Source organism: Streptomyces albireticuli (genome assembly GCF_021228125.1).
GTDB lineage: Bacteria > Actinomycetota > Actinomycetes > Streptomycetales > Streptomycetaceae > Streptomyces > Streptomyces albireticuli.
Genome location: NZ_JAJQQS010000008.1, coordinates 177,777 through 195,519 on the forward strand (window position 1 = coordinate 177,777; position 17,743 = coordinate 195,519).

At 74.8% G+C, this 17,743-nt stretch carries 13 protein-coding genes; 9 read left to right on the forward strand and 4 right to left on the reverse strand.

Features of this window, described 5'->3' with window-relative positions:
- Positions 1 to 25 precede the first annotated feature (25 nt).
- From LUZ64_RS17065 to LUZ64_RS17080, 4 genes are all read left to right on the forward strand, one after another.
- Positions 26 to 5,575 (forward strand): type I polyketide synthase, encoded by a 5,550-nt coding sequence (locus LUZ64_RS17065; RefSeq protein WP_372471952.1) that lies wholly within the window; start codon positions 26 to 28, stop codon positions 5,573 to 5,575.
- Positions 5,575 to 6,309 carry a class I SAM-dependent DNA methyltransferase gene (locus LUZ64_RS17070; protein ID WP_095583171.1) on the forward strand — a complete coding sequence of 245 codons (735 nt, stop codon included), beginning with the start codon at positions 5,575 to 5,577 and terminating at the stop codon, positions 6,307 to 6,309. The genes LUZ64_RS17065 and LUZ64_RS17070 overlap by 1 nt, the downstream gene beginning before the upstream one ends.
- Positions 6,310 to 6,465: 156 nt before the next feature.
- On the forward strand, positions 6,466 to 7,692 hold the full coding sequence (locus LUZ64_RS17075) for a cytochrome P450 family protein (protein WP_095582062.1): 1,227 nt from the start codon (positions 6,466 to 6,468) through the stop codon (positions 7,690 to 7,692).
- 87 nt (positions 7,693 to 7,779) lie between these two features.
- Complete coding sequence (locus LUZ64_RS17080; RefSeq protein WP_095582063.1) at positions 7,780 to 9,054, forward strand: activator-dependent family glycosyltransferase; 1,275 nt, start codon at positions 7,780 to 7,782, stop codon at positions 9,052 to 9,054.
- A 62-nt stretch (positions 9,055 to 9,116) separates the two neighbouring features.
- On the opposite strand, the gene LUZ64_RS17085 is transcribed toward LUZ64_RS17080, so the two are convergent.
- The 3 genes from LUZ64_RS17085 to car(A) form a co-directional block, all read right to left on the reverse strand.
- Entirely contained in the window at positions 9,117 to 9,782 is a 666-nt protein-coding gene (locus LUZ64_RS17085) for an O-methyltransferase (protein ID WP_095582064.1), read from the reverse strand.
- A 43-nt stretch (positions 9,783 to 9,825) separates the two neighbouring features.
- Complete coding sequence (locus LUZ64_RS17090; RefSeq protein ID WP_095582065.1) at positions 9,826 to 11,037, reverse strand: acyltransferase family protein; 1,212 nt, start codon at positions 11,035 to 11,037, stop codon at positions 9,826 to 9,828.
- A gap of 176 nt (positions 11,038 to 11,213) precedes the next feature.
- The gene (gene car(A) / locus LUZ64_RS17095; RefSeq protein WP_095582066.1) at positions 11,214 to 12,872 is read right to left on the reverse strand and encodes an ABC-F type ribosomal protection protein Car(A); all 1,659 of its coding nucleotides are present in this window, start codon (positions 12,870 to 12,872) and stop codon (positions 11,214 to 11,216) included.
- Between the two features lie 464 nt (positions 12,873 to 13,336).
- Between car(A) and erm the strand changes: the two genes are divergently transcribed.
- Positions 13,337 to 14,296, forward strand: a complete 960-nt coding sequence (erm, locus tag LUZ64_RS17100; protein WP_232389825.1) for a 23S ribosomal RNA methyltransferase Erm — start codon at positions 13,337 to 13,339, stop codon at positions 14,294 to 14,296.
- A gap of 54 nt (positions 14,297 to 14,350) precedes the next feature.
- On the opposite strand, the gene LUZ64_RS17105 is transcribed toward erm, so the two are convergent.
- On the reverse strand, positions 14,351 to 14,536 hold the full coding sequence (locus tag LUZ64_RS17105; protein WP_095582068.1) for a DUF6243 family protein: 186 nt from the start codon (positions 14,534 to 14,536) through the stop codon (positions 14,351 to 14,353).
- 122 nt (positions 14,537 to 14,658) lie between these two features.
- Between LUZ64_RS17105 and LUZ64_RS17110 the strand changes: the two genes are divergently transcribed.
- The 4 genes from LUZ64_RS17110 to LUZ64_RS17125 all read left to right on the forward strand — a co-directional run bounded on the left by LUZ64_RS17110 (position 14,659) and on the right by LUZ64_RS17125 (position 17,690).
- Positions 14,659 to 15,267: a TetR/AcrR family transcriptional regulator gene (locus LUZ64_RS17110; RefSeq protein ID WP_095582069.1), complete on the forward strand. Its 609-nt coding sequence runs from the start codon at positions 14,659 to 14,661 to the stop codon at positions 15,265 to 15,267.
- A 157-nt stretch (positions 15,268 to 15,424) separates the two neighbouring features.
- Positions 15,425 to 15,829 carry a cell division protein SepF gene (locus tag LUZ64_RS17115; protein WP_095582070.1) on the forward strand — a complete coding sequence of 135 codons (405 nt, stop codon included), beginning with the start codon at positions 15,425 to 15,427 and terminating at the stop codon, positions 15,827 to 15,829.
- A 24-nt stretch (positions 15,830 to 15,853) separates the two neighbouring features.
- Positions 15,854 to 17,080, forward strand: a complete 1,227-nt coding sequence (locus LUZ64_RS17120) for an AAA family ATPase (RefSeq protein ID WP_232389824.1) — start codon at positions 15,854 to 15,856, stop codon at positions 17,078 to 17,080.
- Positions 17,081 to 17,336: 256 nt separating this feature from the next.
- Positions 17,337 to 17,690, forward strand: a complete 354-nt coding sequence (locus tag LUZ64_RS17125) for a nucleotide pyrophosphohydrolase (protein WP_095581527.1) — start codon at positions 17,337 to 17,339, stop codon at positions 17,688 to 17,690.
- Positions 17,691 to 17,743: the final 53 nt, after the last annotated feature.

Below are 17,743 nucleotides of genomic sequence, written 5' to 3' on the forward strand. Positions count from 1 at the left end.
GAAGATGTCACCGTCCATGGACGAAGTGCTCGACGCGCTGCGCACCTCGGTCAAGGAGGCCGAGCGGCTGCGCCGCCGCAACCGTGAGCTCGTCACCGCCGCCCACGAGCCGGTCGCGATCGTCGGCATGGCGTGCCGGTACCCCGGTGGCGTCACCACCCCCGACGAACTGTGGGAGCTGACCGCCGACGGCGTGGACGCGATCACCCGGTTCCCCGCCGACCGCGGCTGGGACGAGGCCGCCGTCTACTCGCCCGCCGGCACGCCCGGCACCACCTACTGCCGCGAGGGCGGATTCCTCACCGGCGCAGGCGACTTCGACGCCGCCTTCTTCGGCATCTCGCCCCACGAGGCCCTGGTGACGGACCCCCAGCAGCGGCTCCTCCTGGAGACCTCCTGGGAGGCCCTGGAGCGGGCCGGGATCGTCCCCCGGTCGCTGCGCGGCGGCCGGACCGGGGTGTTCGTGGGCGCCGCCCACACCGGCTACGTCACCGACACCTCCCGCGCCCCCGAGGGCACCGAGGGCTACCTCCTCACCGGCAACGCCGACGCGGTCCTCTCCGGCCGGATCGCCTACACCCTGGGCCTGGAGGGCCCCGCGCTCACCGTCGGCACCGCCTGCTCCTCCTCGCTCGTGGCCCTGCACCTCGCCGTCCAGTCGCTGCGCCGGGGCGAGTGCGACCTCGCCCTCGCCGGCGGGGTCGCGGTGATGCCCGACCCGACGGTGTTCGTGGAGTTCTGCCGGCAGCGCGGGCTCGCGCCGGACGGCCGCTGCAAGCCCTTCGCCGAGGCCGCCGACGGCACGGCCTGGGCCGAGGGCGCCGGCATGCTCCTCGTCGAGCGGCTGTCCGACGCCCGCCGCAACGGCCATCGTGTCCTGGCGGTGGTGCGGGGCAGCGCCGTGAACCAGGACGGCGCGAGCAACGGGCTTACGGCGCCCAGTGGTCCGGCGCAGCAGAAGGTCATCCGGGATGCCTTGGCGGACGCGGGTCTGACGCCGGGTGAGGTCGACGCCGTCGAGGCGCACGGTACGGGGACGCCGTTGGGCGATCCGATCGAGGCGGGCGCCCTGCTGGCGACGTACGGGCGTGAGCGCGAGGGCGAGCCGCTGTGGCTGGGCTCGCTCAAGTCCAACATCGGGCACGCCCAGGCCGCCGCCGGTGTCGGCGGCGTCATCAAGATGGTGCAGGCCATGCGGCACGGCCTGCTGCCCCGCACCCTGCACGTCGACGCCCCTTCGTCCCAGGTCGACTGGGACTCCGGGGCGGTCGCGCTCCTCACCGAGGCCCGGCCCTGGGCCGGCCGGGAGGACCGCCCGCGCCGCGCCGCCGTCTCCGCGTTCGGCGTCAGCGGCACCAACGCCCACGTCGTCATCGAGGAACCCCCGGCCCCCGAGGAGACCGCCCCCGCCGGCCGGGACACCCACCCGGCACAGCCCCTGCCCTGGGTGCTGACCGCCCGCACCGGACCGGCGCTGCGCGGCCAGGCCGGCCGGCTGGCGGGCGTGGCCGACGCGGCGCACCCCGCCGACACCGGCCACTCCCTGGCCACCACCAGGGAGATCCTGGAACACCGCGCCGTCGCCCTGGTCACCGACTCCCGTACGGCCCGGGCGGAGCTGGCCGGCCTCGCCGCGGGCCGGATCCCGGAGACCCTCGTCACCGGCGTCGCGCGGCGCGGCGGCGGCACCGCCTGCCTCTTCTCCGGCCAGGGCGCCCAGCGCCCCGGCGCCGGCCGCGAGCTGTACGCGGCGTACCCGGCCTTCGCCCGGGCGCTCGACGAGGCGACGGCCGAGTTCGACAAGCACCTCGAACGCCCCCTGCTCCGGGTGATGTTCGCCGAACCAGGCACGCCGGACGCCGCCCTGCTCGACCGCACCGCCTACACCCAGCCCGCCCTGTTCGCCCTGGAGACCGCCCTGTTCCGGCTCCTGGAGAGCTGGGGGCTCGTACCGGACGTCCTCCTCGGGCACTCGGTCGGCGGCCTCGCCGCCGCCCACGCCGCGGGCGTCCTCTCGCTGCCGGACGCCGCCACGCTCGTTGCCGCCCGCGGTCGGCTGATGCAGGAGCTTCCCGAGGGCGGGGCGATGCTCGCGGTACGCGCCACCGAGCGGGAAGCCGCCGGGCTGAAGGCCGTCACCGGCGGCGGAGCCGTCGTCGCCGCCGTCAACGGACCCGGCTCGGTCGTCCTCTCCGGCGACGAGCCCGCCGTCCTGGACGCGGCCCGGGAACTGGCCGCCGGAGGTCGCCGTACCAAGCGGCTCACGGTGAGCCACGCCTTCCACTCGCCCCGCATGGACGCGATGCTCGCCGCCTTCCACGCCGTCGCCGCGACCCTCACCTACCACCCGCCCCGGCTGCCCGTCGTCTCCGACTCCACCGGCGCCCTCGCCACCGTCGCCGAACTCACCGACCCCGCCTACTGGACCCGCCACGTGCGCGAACCCGTGCGCTTCGCCGACGCCGTGCGCACCGCCCGCGCCCGCGGCGCCGCGACCTTCGTCGAACTCGGCCCCGGCGCCACCCTGACCGGCATGGCCGAGGAGTGCCTGGCGGACGAGGAGGGCACCGCGACCGCCCCCGCGCTGCGCCGAGGTCACCCCGAGGCCACGACCGTCCTGCGGGCCGTCGCCACCGCCTTCGTCCACGGCGCCGACGTCGACTGGGGCGCCCTGTACCGCGACACCGGCGCCCGGGCCGTCGACCTGCCGACGTACGCCTTCCAGCACACCCGCTACTGGCTCGAACCGGCGGCCGCCTCTTCCCGCCCGGCGGCATCGGACGGCGGGGACGACGAAGCGCTGTGGGACGCCGTGCGCGCCGGCGACGCGAGGACGGCGGCCGCCCGGCTGGGCCCGGACGCCGCCGGTGTCGAGGAACAGCTCCGCGCCGTCCTCCCGCACCTCGCCGCCTGGCGCGCACGCCACCGGGCCGCCGCCCGGACGGAGGGCCTGCGCTACCGCGTCGGCTGGCGGGCCCTCCCCGCAGACGTTGTCAGGTTCACCCCCTCGGAACGCTGGCTCATGGTCGAACATGGGCACCGCACGGATGCCGGGGACGCCGCCGAACGGGCGTTGCGCGCGGCCGGCGCGGACGTCCTCCGGCACGTGCCGGACGTGGGGGAGTGGGACCGGGCGGGCCTGGCGGCCCGGCTGGCCGCCCTCGCGGACGAACCCGCGGGCCTGGCCGGCGTGCTGGTGCTCCCCGACCCGGCGGGAGCACCGACGGCCGGGCGGCCGGGACTCGACGACGGAACGGCGGGGGTGCTGCTGATGGTCCAGGCGATGGCGGACTCCGCCGTGCCGGCCCGGATGTGGGCCGTCACACGCGGCGCGGTCGCGGTGGCGCCCGGCGAGGTGCCCGGCGGCCCCGGCGCCCGGGTGTGGGGCCTCGGCCGGGTCGCTGCCCTGGAGGCACCCGAGCGGTGGGGCGGTCTCGTCGACCTGCCCGCCGAGCCCGCCGAACGGGACTGGAAGCGGCTCGCCGGGGTGCTCTCCGGCGCCGGCGGCGAGGACCAGGTCGCGATACGCCCCTCCGGCACGTACGGCCGCCGCCTGCTGTCCGCGGCCCCACCGGCCGGCGGCACGGCCTGGCGGCCGCGCGGCACCGTCCTCGTCACCGGCGGCACCGGGGGCATCGGCGGGCACGTGGCCCGCCGGCTCGCCCGCGACGGCGCCGAACACCTCGTGCTGGCCGGGCGCCGGGGCGCGGAGGCCCCCGGCGCCGCCGCGCTCGAAGGGGAACTCAACGAACTGGGCGCCAAGGTGACGTTCGCGGCGTGTGACGTCGCGGACCGGGACTCGGTCGCCGGTCTTCTGGCCCGCATCGAGGAGCTGGGTGTGCCGTTGCGTGCGGTGTTCCATGCGGCGGGTGTGCCGCAGGTGACGCCGTTGGGTGAGGTGACTCCCGAGGAGGCGGCGCATGTCCTGGCCGCGAAGGCCGTGGGCGCGGAGCTGCTGGACGAGCTGACGGCGGACGCCGAGCTGGACGCGTTCGTGCTGTTCTCCTCCGGTGCCGCGGTCTGGGGCAGTGGCGGTCAGTCCGTCTACGCCGCCGCCAACGCCCACCTCGACGCCCTCGCCGAACGCCGCCGCGCCCAGGGCCGCCCGGCCACCTCCGTCGCCTGGGGCGTCTGGGGCGGCACCGGCATGGTCGAACTCGCCCCCGACGGATACCTCGACCGGCACGGACTCGTACCCCTGCCCCCGGAGACCGCCCTCGACGCCCTCCAGCAGGCCCTGGACGACGCCGACACCACCCTGACCGTCGCCGGCCTCGACTGGGCGCGGTTCGCCCCCGGGTTCACCGCCTTCCGCCCCAGCCCGCTGATCTCGGACATCCCGCAGGCCCGTACGGCCCCGCCGGCCGGTTCCGACGACGGCCCCGACCGCGTACCCGCCGCGCCCCGCCTCGCCGAGGCCCGCCCCGAGGACCGGCCACGGCTCGCCCTGGAACTGGTACGCGCCCACGTCGCCGCCGTCCTCGGCCACCCCGGCACCGAGCGGATCGACGAGCGGACCCCCTTCCGGGACCTAGGCTTCGACTCCCTCGCCGCCGTCCGGCTGCGCACCCGGCTCACCGAGGCCACCGGCCTCGACCTGCCCGCCGGACTCGTCTTCGACCACGACGACCCCGCCGCCCTCGCGGACCACCTCGCCGCGCTCGCGGCCGGCGGACCCGCCGCCGTGCCCGCGCACGCCTCGCCGGAGGGCACCCTCCTCACCACCTTCCGGACCGCCGTCGCCCAGGGCCGGTCCGCCGAGGCCGTCGACCTCATGGCCTCCCTGGCCGGCTTCCGGCCCGCCTTCACCCACGACGACCCCCGCCCCGGACGCCTCGCCCCGGTCGTCCTCGCCACCGGCCCGGCCCGCCCCGCGCTGTACTGCTGCGTGGGCACCGCCGCCACCTCCAGCCCCGCCGAGTACACCCGTTTCGCCACCGCGATGAGCGGCGCCCGCACGGTCGCCGCACTGCCCCTGCCCGGCTTCGGCGACCCCGCCGAACCCCTGCCCGCCACCCTCGACGCCCTGCTCACGGCACAGGCCGACGCCCTCCTCGCACACGCCGCGGGCACGCCGTTCGCGCTCGCCGGTCACTCCGCGGGCGCCAACATCGCCCACGCCCTGGCCGCCCACCTGGAGGCCCGCGGCACCGGTCCGACCGCCGTCGTCCTCATGGACGTCTACCGCCCGGAGGACCCCGGCGCGATGGGCGTCTGGCGCGACGACCTCCTCCGCTGGGCGCTCGAACGCACCCCCGTGCCACTGGAGGAACACCGCCTCACCGCCATGGCCGGCTACCACCGGCTGCTGCTCGGCACCCGCCTCACCCCGCTGCGCGCCCCCGTCCTGCTCGTCCGCGCCGGCGAACCGATGCGCGACTGGCCCGAGGACGGCGGCCACGGCGACTGGCGGTCGAGCGTCCCCTTCGCCCGGACCGTCCTCGACGTGCCCGGCAACCACTTCACCATGCTCACCGAACACGCGGCACACACCGCCTCGGCCGTCCACGACTGGCTGGGCTCACCGCGACCCGGAGAGCCCACGCCCACCCCGCCCCGCGGAGGAGAACACTGATGTACGCCAACGACATCGCGGCCGTCTACGACCTGGTCCACGAGGGGAAGGGCAAGGACTACCGGAGCGAGGCCGGGGAGATCGCCGCCCTCGTACGGGCCCACCGGCCCGGCACCACGTCCCTGCTCGACGTCGCCTGCGGCACCGGCCAGCACCTGCGCCACCTCGCCGGCCTCTTCGACCGCGTCGAGGGCCTGGAGATCTCCCGCGACATGCTCGCCATCGCGGCGGGCCGCAACCCCGGGATCCCGCTCCACGAGGGCGACATGCGCTCCTTCGCCCTCACCTCCCGCTTCGACGCCGTGATCTGCATGTTCAGCTCCATCGGCCACCTGCGGGACGGCGCCGAACTCGACGCCACCCTCGCCCGGTTCGCCGCCCACCTCGAACCCGGCGGCGTCATCGTCGTCGAACCCTGGTGGTTCCCCGACTCCTTCACCCCCGGCTACATCGGTGCCAGCGTCACCGAGGCGGGCGACCGCACCATCAGCCGCGTCTCCCACTCGGTCCGCGACGGCGACGCCACCCGGATCGAGGTGCACTACCTGATCGCCCGCCCCGGGGAGGGCATCCGGCACCTCACCGAGGAGCACACGATCACCCTGTTCCCGCGCACCGCCTACGAGCGGGCCTTCGAGCGCGCCGGCTGCCGGGTGCTCTACCAGGAGGGCGGCCCGTCCGGCCGGGGCCTGTTCATCGGCACCCGGGCCGATTTCAGCCCGGCCGGCGCTTGAGGCCACCGGGGCCCGGGGGCGAAGCCCCCGGTTCCGGGAGGGCGGGTAGGGGGAAAGGCCGCCCGCAGGGCACACACGCCCCCTGCCCACACAAGACCCCCGCCCCGCCCCCGCGAGCCCGCACGCCCGCCCCCGCAAGGCCCACGAGAGGAAGCCATGCCCACCACCGCCACGGACGACGCCACCCGCGAGTTAGGCCGCAGGCTCCAGCTGAGCCGCGCCGGCCAATGGTTCGCGGGCAACCAGGGCGACCCGTACGCCCTGATCCTGCGCGCCGGCACCGACCACCCGGCCCCCTACGAGGACCTCGTCCGCGCCCAGGGGCCGTGGTTCCGCAGCGACCGGCTCGGCACCTGGGTGACCGCCGACCCCGCCACGGCCACGGCCGTCCTGTCCGACCCGCGCTTCGGCACCCTGGACCGGGCGGGCGGCCGCCCGGACGCCGACCTGTTACCGCTCTCCGCCGCCTTCCCCGGCCACGAGCGCGCCGAACTCGCCCGGCTGCGCGCCGCGGCCGGGCCGGTGCTCGGGCACACCGCACTCGCCGAGGGGTCCTGCGACGCGTCCGGCGCGGCCCGCCGGCTGCTCCGCCGGCACCTGCCCGCCGCGGGCACCGGCTTCGACCTCGTCGCCGACCTGGCCCGGCCCTTCGCCGCCGGCCTGGTCCTGCGGATACTCGGCGTCCCGGAAGGCGACCGGGAGGCCGCGGCCGGGCTGCTCGCCCGGTGCGCGCCCCAGCTCGACGGCCGGTTCACCCCGCAGACGCTCGCCGTCGCCCGGGACTCCGCCACCGCCGTCGAGGAGGTGGCCGGCCTCGTCCGGGAACTCGTCGCCGCGAGACGCGCGAAGGGGCGGGCCGGCACGCACGACGACGCCGTGGGGCGCCTGCTGGAGGACGGCGTCGCACCCCGCGACGTCGAGCGCGTCGCGCTCCTCCTCGCCCTCGGCGTCCCCGAGCCCGCCGCCACCGCCGTCACCGGCACGGTGCTGCGGCTCCTCGGCCGGCCGGGCGCCTGGGAGGCGGCCGAGCGGCCGCCCGCCGCGGCGGAGGCCGTCGACCGGACCCTCCGTGAAGAGCCCGCCTTCCGCCTGGAGAGCAGGGTCGCCCACGAGGACGTCGAACTCGCCGGCCGCCGCGTCCCCGCCGACGGCCACGTCGTCGTGCTGGCCGTCGCGGGCCGCGACCTGCCCGGCCCGGACCCGCTCGGCGGCCCGGACGGCCCGCACTTCGCCCTCGCCCTCCCGCTCGTCCGCCTGGCCGCCACCACCGCCGTCCAGGCCATGGCCGCGGCCCTGCCCGGCCTGAGCGCCGCCGGCCCGGCCCTGACCCGGCCCCGCTCGCCCGTCCTGCGCGCCTACGCCCGCTGCCCCGTCCGGGCCTGACCGCACGTCACCGCCCGTACCGCGCACCCCTCGCCGTGCCGTACGGGCCCCACCGCACCGTCCGCCCTAGGAGAGCCCGGAGTCACCGTGCGCGTCCTGCTGACCTCACTCGCCCACAACACCCACTTCTACAGCCTGGTGCCACTGGCCTGGGCGCTGCGCGCGGCCGGCCACGAGGTCCGGGTGGCCAGCCCGCCCTCGCTCACCGACGTGATCACCTCCACCGGTCTGACCGCCGTCCCCGTGGGCGACGACCGGCCGGCCGTCGAACTGCTCGCCGAGATGGGCGGTGACCTCGTGCCCTACCAGAAGGGCTTCGAGTTCACCGAGCACGAGGCCCCGGAGGAGACCACCTGGGAGTACCTCCTCGGCCAGCAGACGATGATGTCCGCCCTGTGCTTCGCCCCGTTCAACGGCGCGGCGACCATGGACGCCGTCGTCGACTTCGCCCGCGACTGGCGCCCCGACCTCGTCGTCTGGGAGCCCTGGACCTACGCGGGACCCGTCGCCGCCCGCGCCTGCGGGGCCGCCCACGCCCGCATCCTGTGGGGGCCCGACACCATCGGCCGTTCCCGGAAGCGCTTCCTCCAAGCATGGGAGGAGCAGCCGCCCGAGCTCCGCGAGGACCCTCTCGCCGAATGGCTCGGCTGGACCCTGGAGCGGTACGGGTGCGCCTACGACGAACGGGACGTGCTCGGCCACTGGGTGATCGACCCCGGTGCCCGCAGCACCCGCCTCGACCTCGGCCAGACCACGGTGCCCATGCGCTACGTCCCCTACAACGGCCGCGCCGTCATCGAACCCTGGCTCGCCGAGCCGCCCGCCCGGCCGCGCGTCTGCCTCACCCTCGGCGTCTCCGCCCGCGAGACCTACGGCCGTGACGCCGTCTCCTACCCGCAGCTCCTGGCGGCGCTGGGGCGGCTGGACATCGAGGTGATCGCCACCCTGGACGCGTCGCAGCGCGAACTCGTCGGCGAACTCCCCGGCAACGTCGTGCCCGTGGACTTCGTCCCCCTCGACGCGCTGCTGCCCAGCTGCTCGGTGATCATCCACCACGGCGGGGCGGGCACCTGGTCCACGGCCATGCTGCACGGCGTCCCGCAGATCGTCGTGCCCTCGCTGTGGGACGCGCCGATCAAGGCACAGCAGCTCCAGCGACTCTCCGCCGGCTTCAACCTGCCGCCCGCGGAGCTCACGGCGGAGAAGCTCGCCGACGCGGTGCGCGCGGCCGTGGACGACCCCGCGATCCGGGAGGGCGCCCGGCGGCTGCGCGAGGAGATGCTCGCCGACCCCGCGCCGGCCGGGATCGTCCCCGACCTGGAGCGCCTCGCCGACGCGCACCGGGCGGTGACCCGGCACTGACACCCATGGGGAAGGGCCCACCGCTCCGGCGGTGGGCCCTTCCCCATGCGGTGCGCGGACCGTCACTCGCGCTTGCGCGCCAGCGTGATCCCGTCGGCCACCGTCAGCAGCGAGATGTCCACGCGCGCGTCGTCCCGCAGCCGCTCGTTGAGCGCGCGCACGGCCTCGGTGTCCGGGTCCCGGCACTCCGGGTCGGCCACCCGGCCGAAGAACAGCGTGTTGTCGACCGCGATCAGACCACCGGGGCGCACCAGCGCGAGCGCCTCCTCGTAGTAGTGCGGGTACCCGGTCTTGTCGGCGTCGACGAACACCAGGTCGAACGTGCCGTCGCCGCCGGCGGCCCGCAGCCCGGCCAGGGTCTCCACGGCGTCACCGACACACAGCTCGATCCGGTCGGCCACCTGGGCCCGCTCCCAGAACGGGGCGCCCACACCGGGCCACTTGTCGCTGATGTCGCAGGTGACGAGCCGGCCGCCGGGCGGCAGGGCCCGGGCCACGCACAGCGTGCTGTACCCGGTGAACGTCCCGATCTCCAGCACCTTCCGGGCGCCGGTGAGCCGGACGAGCAGCGCGAGGAACTGCGCCTCCTCGGGCATGATCTGCATGGCACGGCCGCCGGGCAGGCGCGCCGTCAGTTCGTACAGCTCGCGCAGGAGCGCGTCGTCGCGGAGGGAGACGCTCCGGGCGTACTCCAGCAGGGCGGGGCTGAGAGCGGTCTGGTCTGCCACGCTCACGGTCCTTTCGGAGGGTTTCCAGGGCAGCGTTCTGCGGTCAGGCGCGTGCCGGGTCCGGGTCCGGCGTCTGTTCCGGGGCGGTGCCCGCGGCCGGTACGGGCGCCGGGGCGGGCGCGGTGACGTCCCGTCGCGCGGCGGCACCCCGGCGCCCGCCCAGCAGCCGCATGGCGGGCTTCTCCACGAAGGTGTGCAGCAGCGCGGCGGCACAGGTGGCGACGGCCACCCCCAGCAGGGCCACACCGATCGCGCCGGGGGTGTCCCACTGCTTGCCGTAGCCCAGGTCGCCGCCGAGCAGCCGGTGCCCGTAGCGGATGACGATGAAGTGGACCAGGTAGAAGGCGAACGACCACTCGCCCAGCCGGACCAGCACCGCGGACCGCAGCCCCCAGGTGCGCAGGCCGCGCACGTCGGCGTCCGCCGCCGCGGTGATCAGCAGGGTGGCCGGGACGACGGTCGCCGCCTGGAGGGTGAACATCGAGGGGACGGCCTGGGTGAGGGCGAAGCCGCCGGCGAGCAGCAGCGCGGAAAGCCCGACCCCGGGGCCGCGCCACAGGCCCTTGCCCAGGATGAGCGCCATCACGACGCCGAGGACGAACTCCAGGGCGCGGACGGGCGGGAACCAGTAGACGAACCACAGCTCGTTCAGTGGCATGCCCGGGGCGACCTCGGCGCTCTCCGGAAGCAGCGCGGCCACGAACGGCACGCAGACGACCGCCGCGGCGAGCCCGCCGGCCCACCACCACAGCCGGGTCCCGGACATCCGCCGGAACAGCCGGAACCACAGCGGGAACGAGAGGTAGAACGCCATCTCGCAGGAGAGCGACCAACTCGGCGTGTTGAAGCCGGAGATCACGGACGGCTCGGGCAGCCAGGACTGGAGCAGCAGCAGATCGGGCACCAGCCCGTCCCACACCGAACCGCCCGGCAGGACCGGCTCCGAGAGGCCGAGGATGATGGCGCCGGCGATGCACAGGGTGACGAAGTGCAGCGGGTAGATCTTCGCGAACCGGCGCCGCCAGAAGGCCGGGACGGAGTCCCCGCCCCGTGCCGACCAGGTCAGGACGAAGCCGCTCAGCACGAAGAAGAACGACACGGCGATCGAGCCGAGCGGGGTGAACTTCGCCAGCTCGGCTCCGAGCTTCTGGTCGGCGAAGATGCCCTGCTGGAAGATGTGGCAGGCGAATACCGCTAACGCCGCGAACCAGCGCAGTCCGGTCAGCGAGGGCAGGCGGGCGACGCGAGGGAGCATCGGGTTTCTCGTTCCTTGGGATCAGGGCAGGACGTGACGTCCGGATCCTGGAGATCAGGGGGGCCCATCCTGAGGCAGCCCGTATCACGCCGACACGAGAAGGTGACACAGTCGGAGGGGCGGATCCGGTGCGGATCCGCCCCTCCGAACCACCGCCCGCGCGGGGCGCGGTGGTGTCAGGCCGCGCTGAACTCGGCGATGCGCCCCTCGTCGAGCATCAGCTGCGCGCCGTCGAACCGGGACCGCATCAGACGGTCGTGCGTCACCACGATCACGGCGCCCTGATAGTCCGTCAGCGCCTCTTCCAGCTCCTCGACGAGCGCCGGGGAGAGGTGGTTGGTGGGCTCGTCCAGCAGCAGCAGGTCCACCGGTTCGGTCACCAGGCGCGCGAGCTCGATCCGGCGCCGCTGCCCGTAGGACAGCTCACCCACCCGCTGCCGCAGGTCGTCCGGGCTGAACAGGCCGAGGGACAGCAGCGACTCGACGTGCTCGTCGGGGGAGCCGACCCGCCCCTGCGCGAACGCCTGCGCCACGGTGAGCCGGGTCGGCCACGGGGGCTGCTCCTGCCGCAGGTGACCGACCTTGCCGGACACCCGCACCGAGCCGCTGTCCGGGGCCAGTTCCCCGGACAGCACCCGCAGGAGCGTGGTCTTGCCCGCCCCGTTGGGCCCGGTGATCAGCAGTCGCTCGCCGGGCCGGACGGCCAGCGAGTCGACGCCGAGCCGACCCTCGACACGCACGCCGGACAGCTCGGCCACCAGGTGCTCCGCCTCCTCCGCGGCCGCCGTGGCGATCCGCGCGGTGAACGACAGCCGGTCGGCCGGCGGCGCGACCGGGTTCTCGGTCAGCCGCTCGATCCGCTCCTTGGCGTTGCGGATCCGCACCATCGCGCCGTGCCCGCGCCCACGGGTCCGGAACGCGCCGTGCCCGAAGACCGCGAACGGCATCTTCCGGGGGATGGCGTCCAGCCGGGTGACGTTGGACGTGACCAGATCGCGGTTGCGGTCCAGCTCGGCGCGCCACTCCTCGTACTCCCTCAGCCGCCGCTGGCGCTCGGTGGCCTTGGCGGTCAGATAGCCGTCGTAGCCGTTGCCGTAGCGGGTGACCGAGCCGGACTCGACCTCCAGGACGGTGGTGGTGAGCCGGTCGAGGAACATCCGGTCGTGGGTGACGGCGATGACCGTGCCGCGGTGCCCGCGCAGATGCTTCTCCAGCCAGCCGACGGCCTGGTCGTCCAGGTCGTTGGTCGGCTCGTCCAGCAGCAGCAGCTCGGGTGCCGACGCCAGCGTCCCGGCCAGGGCCAGGCGCGACCGCTCGCCGCCGGACAGGGTGCCCAGCTTGCGGCCGCGGTCCAGGCCCGGCAGGCCGAGCCCGTGCAGGGCGATGTCCACCCGGGAGTCGGCCTCGTAGCCGCCCCGGGCCTGGTAGCGCTCGACCAGGGCGGCGTAGGTCTCCAGGAGCGCCGTGAGACCGGCGTCCTGGCCCGCCTGGTACGGCCGTTCGGCCAGCTCGGCCTCGGCCCGGCGCATGCCCGCCTCGATCTCGCGGAGCTCGGCCAGGGCCAGGTCGACGGCGTCCTGGACGGTGGCCTCCGGCGGCAGCTCCAGCGTCTGCGGCAGATAGCCGATGCCGCCGGGGGCCACCACCGTGAGCGCGCCGTTGTCGGCCCGCTCGCGTCCGGCGATCAGCCTGAGCAGGGTGGATTTGCCGGAGCCGTTGTCGCCGATGACACCGACCTTCTCGCCCGGCTTGACGGTGAAACCGACCCGGTCGAGTACGACGCGGTCCTGGTAGCGCTTGGTGATGTCGTGCAGGGCTAGTTGCGCGGTTCGCACGCGGGGGCCTCCTTTTCGCAGCCGGGAATGTGGTCGTTTCCGCGCACTGGGCCGTCCTGAGGTGCGCGAGGGCACGGCGGGAAGGCCGAAGCGGCACATGACGCGCTGGGTGGCGTCGCTGCGGCGTTTTCGAGAAGTGCACGGAGGGATACGGCGGCGGAGTCGAGCTCTACGCGGCCGTATCTTCGGCTGTCACAGGGATCCCATGGAGCCGAGTCTAGAGGATCAAAAAACTTTTCGGCAAGGGTTTTCCGGGAGAGCCCCGAAGATCGCGGGAACCGTGTCGCCGGGCCCGGAAATCCGCCGTGAACAGAGGACTTCACCGGCTTGTCCGGAAATTCACCGGACAGGAGCGGAGCGTGGGCCGGAATCCCGGTCCAGCACCCGGTCGGCTGCCGGAACCCTCGCGTCCGATGATGGCTGATTTCCGTTGCCTGCACTGTCAATTGATGGACCTTCGGATCATGGAAAGGTACGTTCCGGGGGTGAGCTCGAAACCGCTGGTTCCCCCGAGATCCGCCCCCGGGCCCGCCGCGTCGCGCAATGCCGCGCGGAGGGAGTGGGGCCAGAATTTCTTCCGGTCCGCAGCCGCCGCCCGCCGGTTCTCCGAACAGCTGGAGGATTCGTACTTCCCGACCGGTTTTCCGGCCGGTGCGCTTACCGTCGAGATAGGCGCGGGATCCGGCCGGGTGACCAAGGCGCTGGCCGCGGCGGGACGTCCATTACTCGCGGTCGAGATCGACATCCATTGGGCGCGCCGGCTCGCCGCGGAATCGCTCCCGGACGTCACCGTGGTCAACGAGGACTTTCTGACCTTACGGCTGCCGCGGCAGCCCGTCCGTTTGATAGGCAATCTGCCTTTCGTCTCCGGCACCGGAATTCTGAGGCGCTGCCTCGACCTGGGGCCTGATCTGATGCGCGGGGGAGTCTTCCTGCTCCAGCGCGAGTACGTGGGCAAACGCACCGGGGTCTGGGGAGGCAACCTCTTCAACGCCCAGTGGGAGCCCTGGTACGCCTTCGGCGAGGGGCTCGCCTTCTCCCGCCACGAGTTCAGCCCCGTACCGCGGGCCGACACGTCGACCCTGCTCGTGGCGCCCCGCCGCCGGCCGTCCGTGCCGTGGTCCGAACGGGCCGCCTATCAGCGGTTCGCCCAGGAGTTCTTCGACACCGGCCGGATGACCGTCGGCGACGCGGCGCACAAGGTGCTGCGCCGCGGCCACGCGCGGTTCGCGCGCGGCGCCGGGGTGCGGCCCGACGACCGGCTCAAGGACCTCACGGCTCAGGACTGGGCGGCGCTGTACCGCGCGTACCGGGACGGCCGCGAGGACCGGGCCGGGGACCCGGGCCGTCCGGCCCGTCCCGCCCGTCCCGCCCGGAGCGGACGCCGGCCGGACGGCCGCCGGCACCCTCGGGCCGGGGGGTGAACCGGCCGCGTACGGGCTCCCCGTACGCGGCCGGGCCCTCTCATGGAAGGGTCCTCACGACGCGGGGGATTCATCGGTGGACCGCGCTTCCTTGAGCTTGCGGAGCAGCTCCCGCTTCTGTTCCATCGGGTCGAGGCCGCTCTTGGGAGCCCCACCCTTCTTACCGCCGCGCATCGCGCTGCGGGAGAGGTTGGCGCGGGTGCCGCCGACGCCCAGCATGTTTCCTGATCCCTTGCCCATCAGGGTTCTCCTTCCGTCGGTAAGCCGAGGCGTTCCGTCTCGGCATGTCCATGAGTCTGGACGATACGTATCGTCTTGTCAAGACGATACGTATCGGTTCGCCGAGGTCTAGGCTACGCGGCATGTCCTCCAACTGCGCACCCTCCGCCACGCGGCTCCGTCGCCGGTCCCACCACGCGATCATGGGAGCCACCCTCGAGCTCGTCAGCGAGGTCGGGTACCCCAAGCTGACGATCGAGGCCATCGCCGCCCGCGCCGGGGTCGGCAAGCAGACCGTCTACCGCTGGTGGCCGTCGAAGGCCGCCATCCTCCGGGACGCCGTCGTCCACCTCTGCCAGGACGCCACCGGGGTCACCCGCGACATCCCCGACACCGGGGACCTCGCCGCCGACCTCAAGGCCGTGCTCCGCGCCGCCGCCGACACCATGAGCCACCCCCGCTACGACCTGCCCGCCCGGGCCCTCGCGGCCGCCGGCATCGCCGACGCGACCCTCGGCGCCGAACTGGTCAGCTGCATCCTGGAGCCCCAACTCCAGCTCTACGTCGAGCGCCTGGCCGCCGCGCGGCGGGCCGGCCAGGTCGCCGAGGGCATCGACCTCCGCGTCGCCCTGGAGCTCCTCACCGGCCCCCTCGCCTTCCGCTGGCTGATGGGCGAGGCCCCGCTCAGCCACGCGTACACCGACACGCTCGTCGACCTCGCCCTGCGCGGACTGGCACCGCGAGCCGCCTGACCGAGACACCGTCACCCGGGCCCGGAGCCCCGGCCCGTGAGCCGGCCCGTGACCCCTTCCGCCGGGCCCGGACGGTGTGTCATTCGGCCCAGCGGGGCGTTTGTCCCTAGGATTGTGGGATGTACATAGCCACCACGTTCCCCGGAGGGGTGATCCGGTGAACAGGTCCGAGGCCACCGATGAGCAGTGGGAGGGCCTGGCCGAGGTCGTGCCGCTGCGCGGCCACGCCTGGCCGTCCTGGCCCAACCACCGGGCCCTGCCCGAGGAGGAACCGGAGCCGAACCGGCGTCAGCTCGTCGTGCTGCGCGTCCAGGTGTTCGCCGACGCCCGTGAGGTCGCCGAGCACCTGATCGCCCGCGTCCCGGTGCTGCTGGACCTCACCAGCGCCGACACCGACGTCGCCAAGCGGATCCTGGACTTCTCCAGCGGTGTCGTCTTCGGCCTGGGCAGCGGCATGCACCGGGTCGACACCAATGTCTTCCTCCTCGCCCCCGAAGGCACGGAGGTGGCCTCGGGGTACCCCGATCGTAGGAAGAGTGATCAGCTAAAACGGTTTGGCTGACCGGCCGGCACATACGGTCCGGGCATGGACGTACGCCGTGCCCGACCGCCGCTTCCGGCCGCCGCTCCGCCGCCCCGGCGGCCCGCGGTGACCGAACTGCGCCTCTCCGCTTTCCGGACGCATCGGAACACCGTCTTCCCCCTCGGGCCGCTGACGCTCTTCCGGGGGCCGAGCGGCAGCGGCAAGTCCAGCGCCCTCCAGGCGTACGAGGCCCTCGCCCGGCTCGCGGGCGGCGACACCCTTGAGGAAGCCCTCGCCTCCGTGGCCGGCGGCGCCCCCGCGTGCGTACCGCACCGGGCCCGTCCGGACGCCCAGGGCCGGCGGGGGTTCCGCATCGGCTGCACCGTCGACGGCCCGGCGGGCCCGGTCCTGCTCGACATCGCCGTCCAGGCCGAACCCGAGCTCCGCATGGTCGGCGAACGGCTGACCGGCGGGGGACGCACCCTGCTGTCCACGGCCCTGCGCGACCCCGGGCTGCGCCGGGTCGAGGCCGCCTGGCACACGGCCGGTGCCGTCCCCGTCACGCGCGCGCCCCTGCCGGACGACCGGCTCGGCACGGCGCTGCTGCCCCTGCGGGTCGCGGGCAAGACGGCCGGTCAGCGGCTGGTCCTCGACGCCGCCGAGCAGGTCGTGGTGGCGCTGCGCTCCGTCTTCGTCTGCGACCCCCGCCCGGAGCTGATGCGGGCCCCGGTCGCGGCGCGCGACGGACTGCTGCGCGGCGCGTGCGACAACGTCGCCGCGGTCCTCGCCCGCACCCGCCACGAGTGCGCCACCCGGCACGAGGCCCTGGTGGCGGCGGTGGGGGCGGGCTGCCGCGGCCCGGTGGAGGAGCTCGCGCCGCAGGTCCTGGAGGGCGGGCTCGTGCGGGCGGTCCTGGGCCGGGCCGCGGGGGCCGCCACACCGCTGGAGCGGCTGGGCGACGGCGAGCTGCGCTATCTGGCCCTGTGCCTGGTGCTCATGACGGGGCCGGGAGTGCTGGACATGGACCCGGTCGCGGAGGTGCTGCCCGCGCGGCAGGCGCTCACGGTGCTCGCGGACGGTCTCGACCGGTGCCTGGACCCGGTGCAGGCGCGCGAGCTGCTGACGGTGGCCCGGCAGATGTGCGAGCGGGGGCATGTGCGGCTGGTGGGGACGGTGCGGGGTGGTGCCGGGGAGCCCGAGGGGGATGTCTGGGGTGAGGCCCGGGGGACGGGGGAGCCGGGGGTGTCGGTGGTAGACCTGGGGCGTGAGCGAAAAGTGGAACGAGTATGAGCAGGGGCGGGCGGGTCGGCCGTCGGGCGCGGCCCGGTCGCCGGAGGCGGTGCGGGTGAGCCGGGGGGCCGTGGTGGAGGCGGCGGGCGCGGCCGGTGGGGCCGAGGTGTCCGGTGGGTCCGACGCGGCTGGTAGGGCCGACGCGGCCGGTGAAGTCGGTCCGTCCGGTGAAACCGGTGTGCCTGAGGAAACCGGTACCGGGGCGCCGGGTGCTTCCGGTGGGTCCTCCGCCGGGCCTTCCGGGGGACCCGGCGAGCTGGAGGCCCTCCAGCTGCGGCTGGCGGAGTTCGCGGCGGCCCGGGACTGGCAGCCGTTCCACACCCCGAAGAACCTCGCGACGGCGCTGAGCGTCGAGGCCGCCGAACTGGTGGAGATCTTCCAGTGGCTGACGCCGGAGCAGTCGGCGGCGGTGATGGAGGACCCGGAGACGGCGGGCCGGGTGGAGGACGAGGTCGCGGACGTCCTGGCGTACCTGCTCCAGTTCTGCCACGCGCTGGGGGTGGACGCGGCGTCCGCGCTGGCGGCGAAGATCGACCGTAATGAGCGGCGGTTCCCCCGTGCCGACCGGTCGGGAGGGGCGGCGCCGTCGAATCGAACTGAGCCGGAGTGAGCCGGATGAGCCGGTACCGGAGCGAGTGGATCCAGATCTGGCGGTTCGTCACT

Excerpts from the sequence above, each read along its gene's own strand:
- LUZ64_RS17070 (WP_095583171.1), top strand. The coding sequence starts at position 5,575 with ATGTACGCCAACGACATCGCGGCCGTCTACGACCTGGTCCACGAGGGG.
- LUZ64_RS17075 (WP_095582062.1), top strand. The coding sequence starts at position 6,466 with ATGCCCACCACCGCCACGGACGACGCCACCCGCGAGTTAGGCCGCAGG.
- LUZ64_RS17090 (WP_095582065.1), bottom strand. The coding sequence starts at position 11,037 with ATGCTCCCTCGCGTCGCCCGCCTGCCCTCGCTGACCGGACTGCGCTGG.
- erm (WP_232389825.1), top strand. The coding sequence starts at position 13,337 with ATGGAAAGGTACGTTCCGGGGGTGAGCTCGAAACCGCTGGTTCCCCCG.
- LUZ64_RS17105 (WP_095582068.1), bottom strand. The coding sequence starts at position 14,536 with ATGGGCAAGGGATCAGGAAACATGCTGGGCGTCGGCGGCACCCGCGCC.
- LUZ64_RS17110 (WP_095582069.1), top strand. The coding sequence starts at position 14,659 with ATGTCCTCCAACTGCGCACCCTCCGCCACGCGGCTCCGTCGCCGGTCC.
- LUZ64_RS17120 (WP_232389824.1), top strand. The coding sequence starts at position 15,854 with ATGGACGTACGCCGTGCCCGACCGCCGCTTCCGGCCGCCGCTCCGCCG.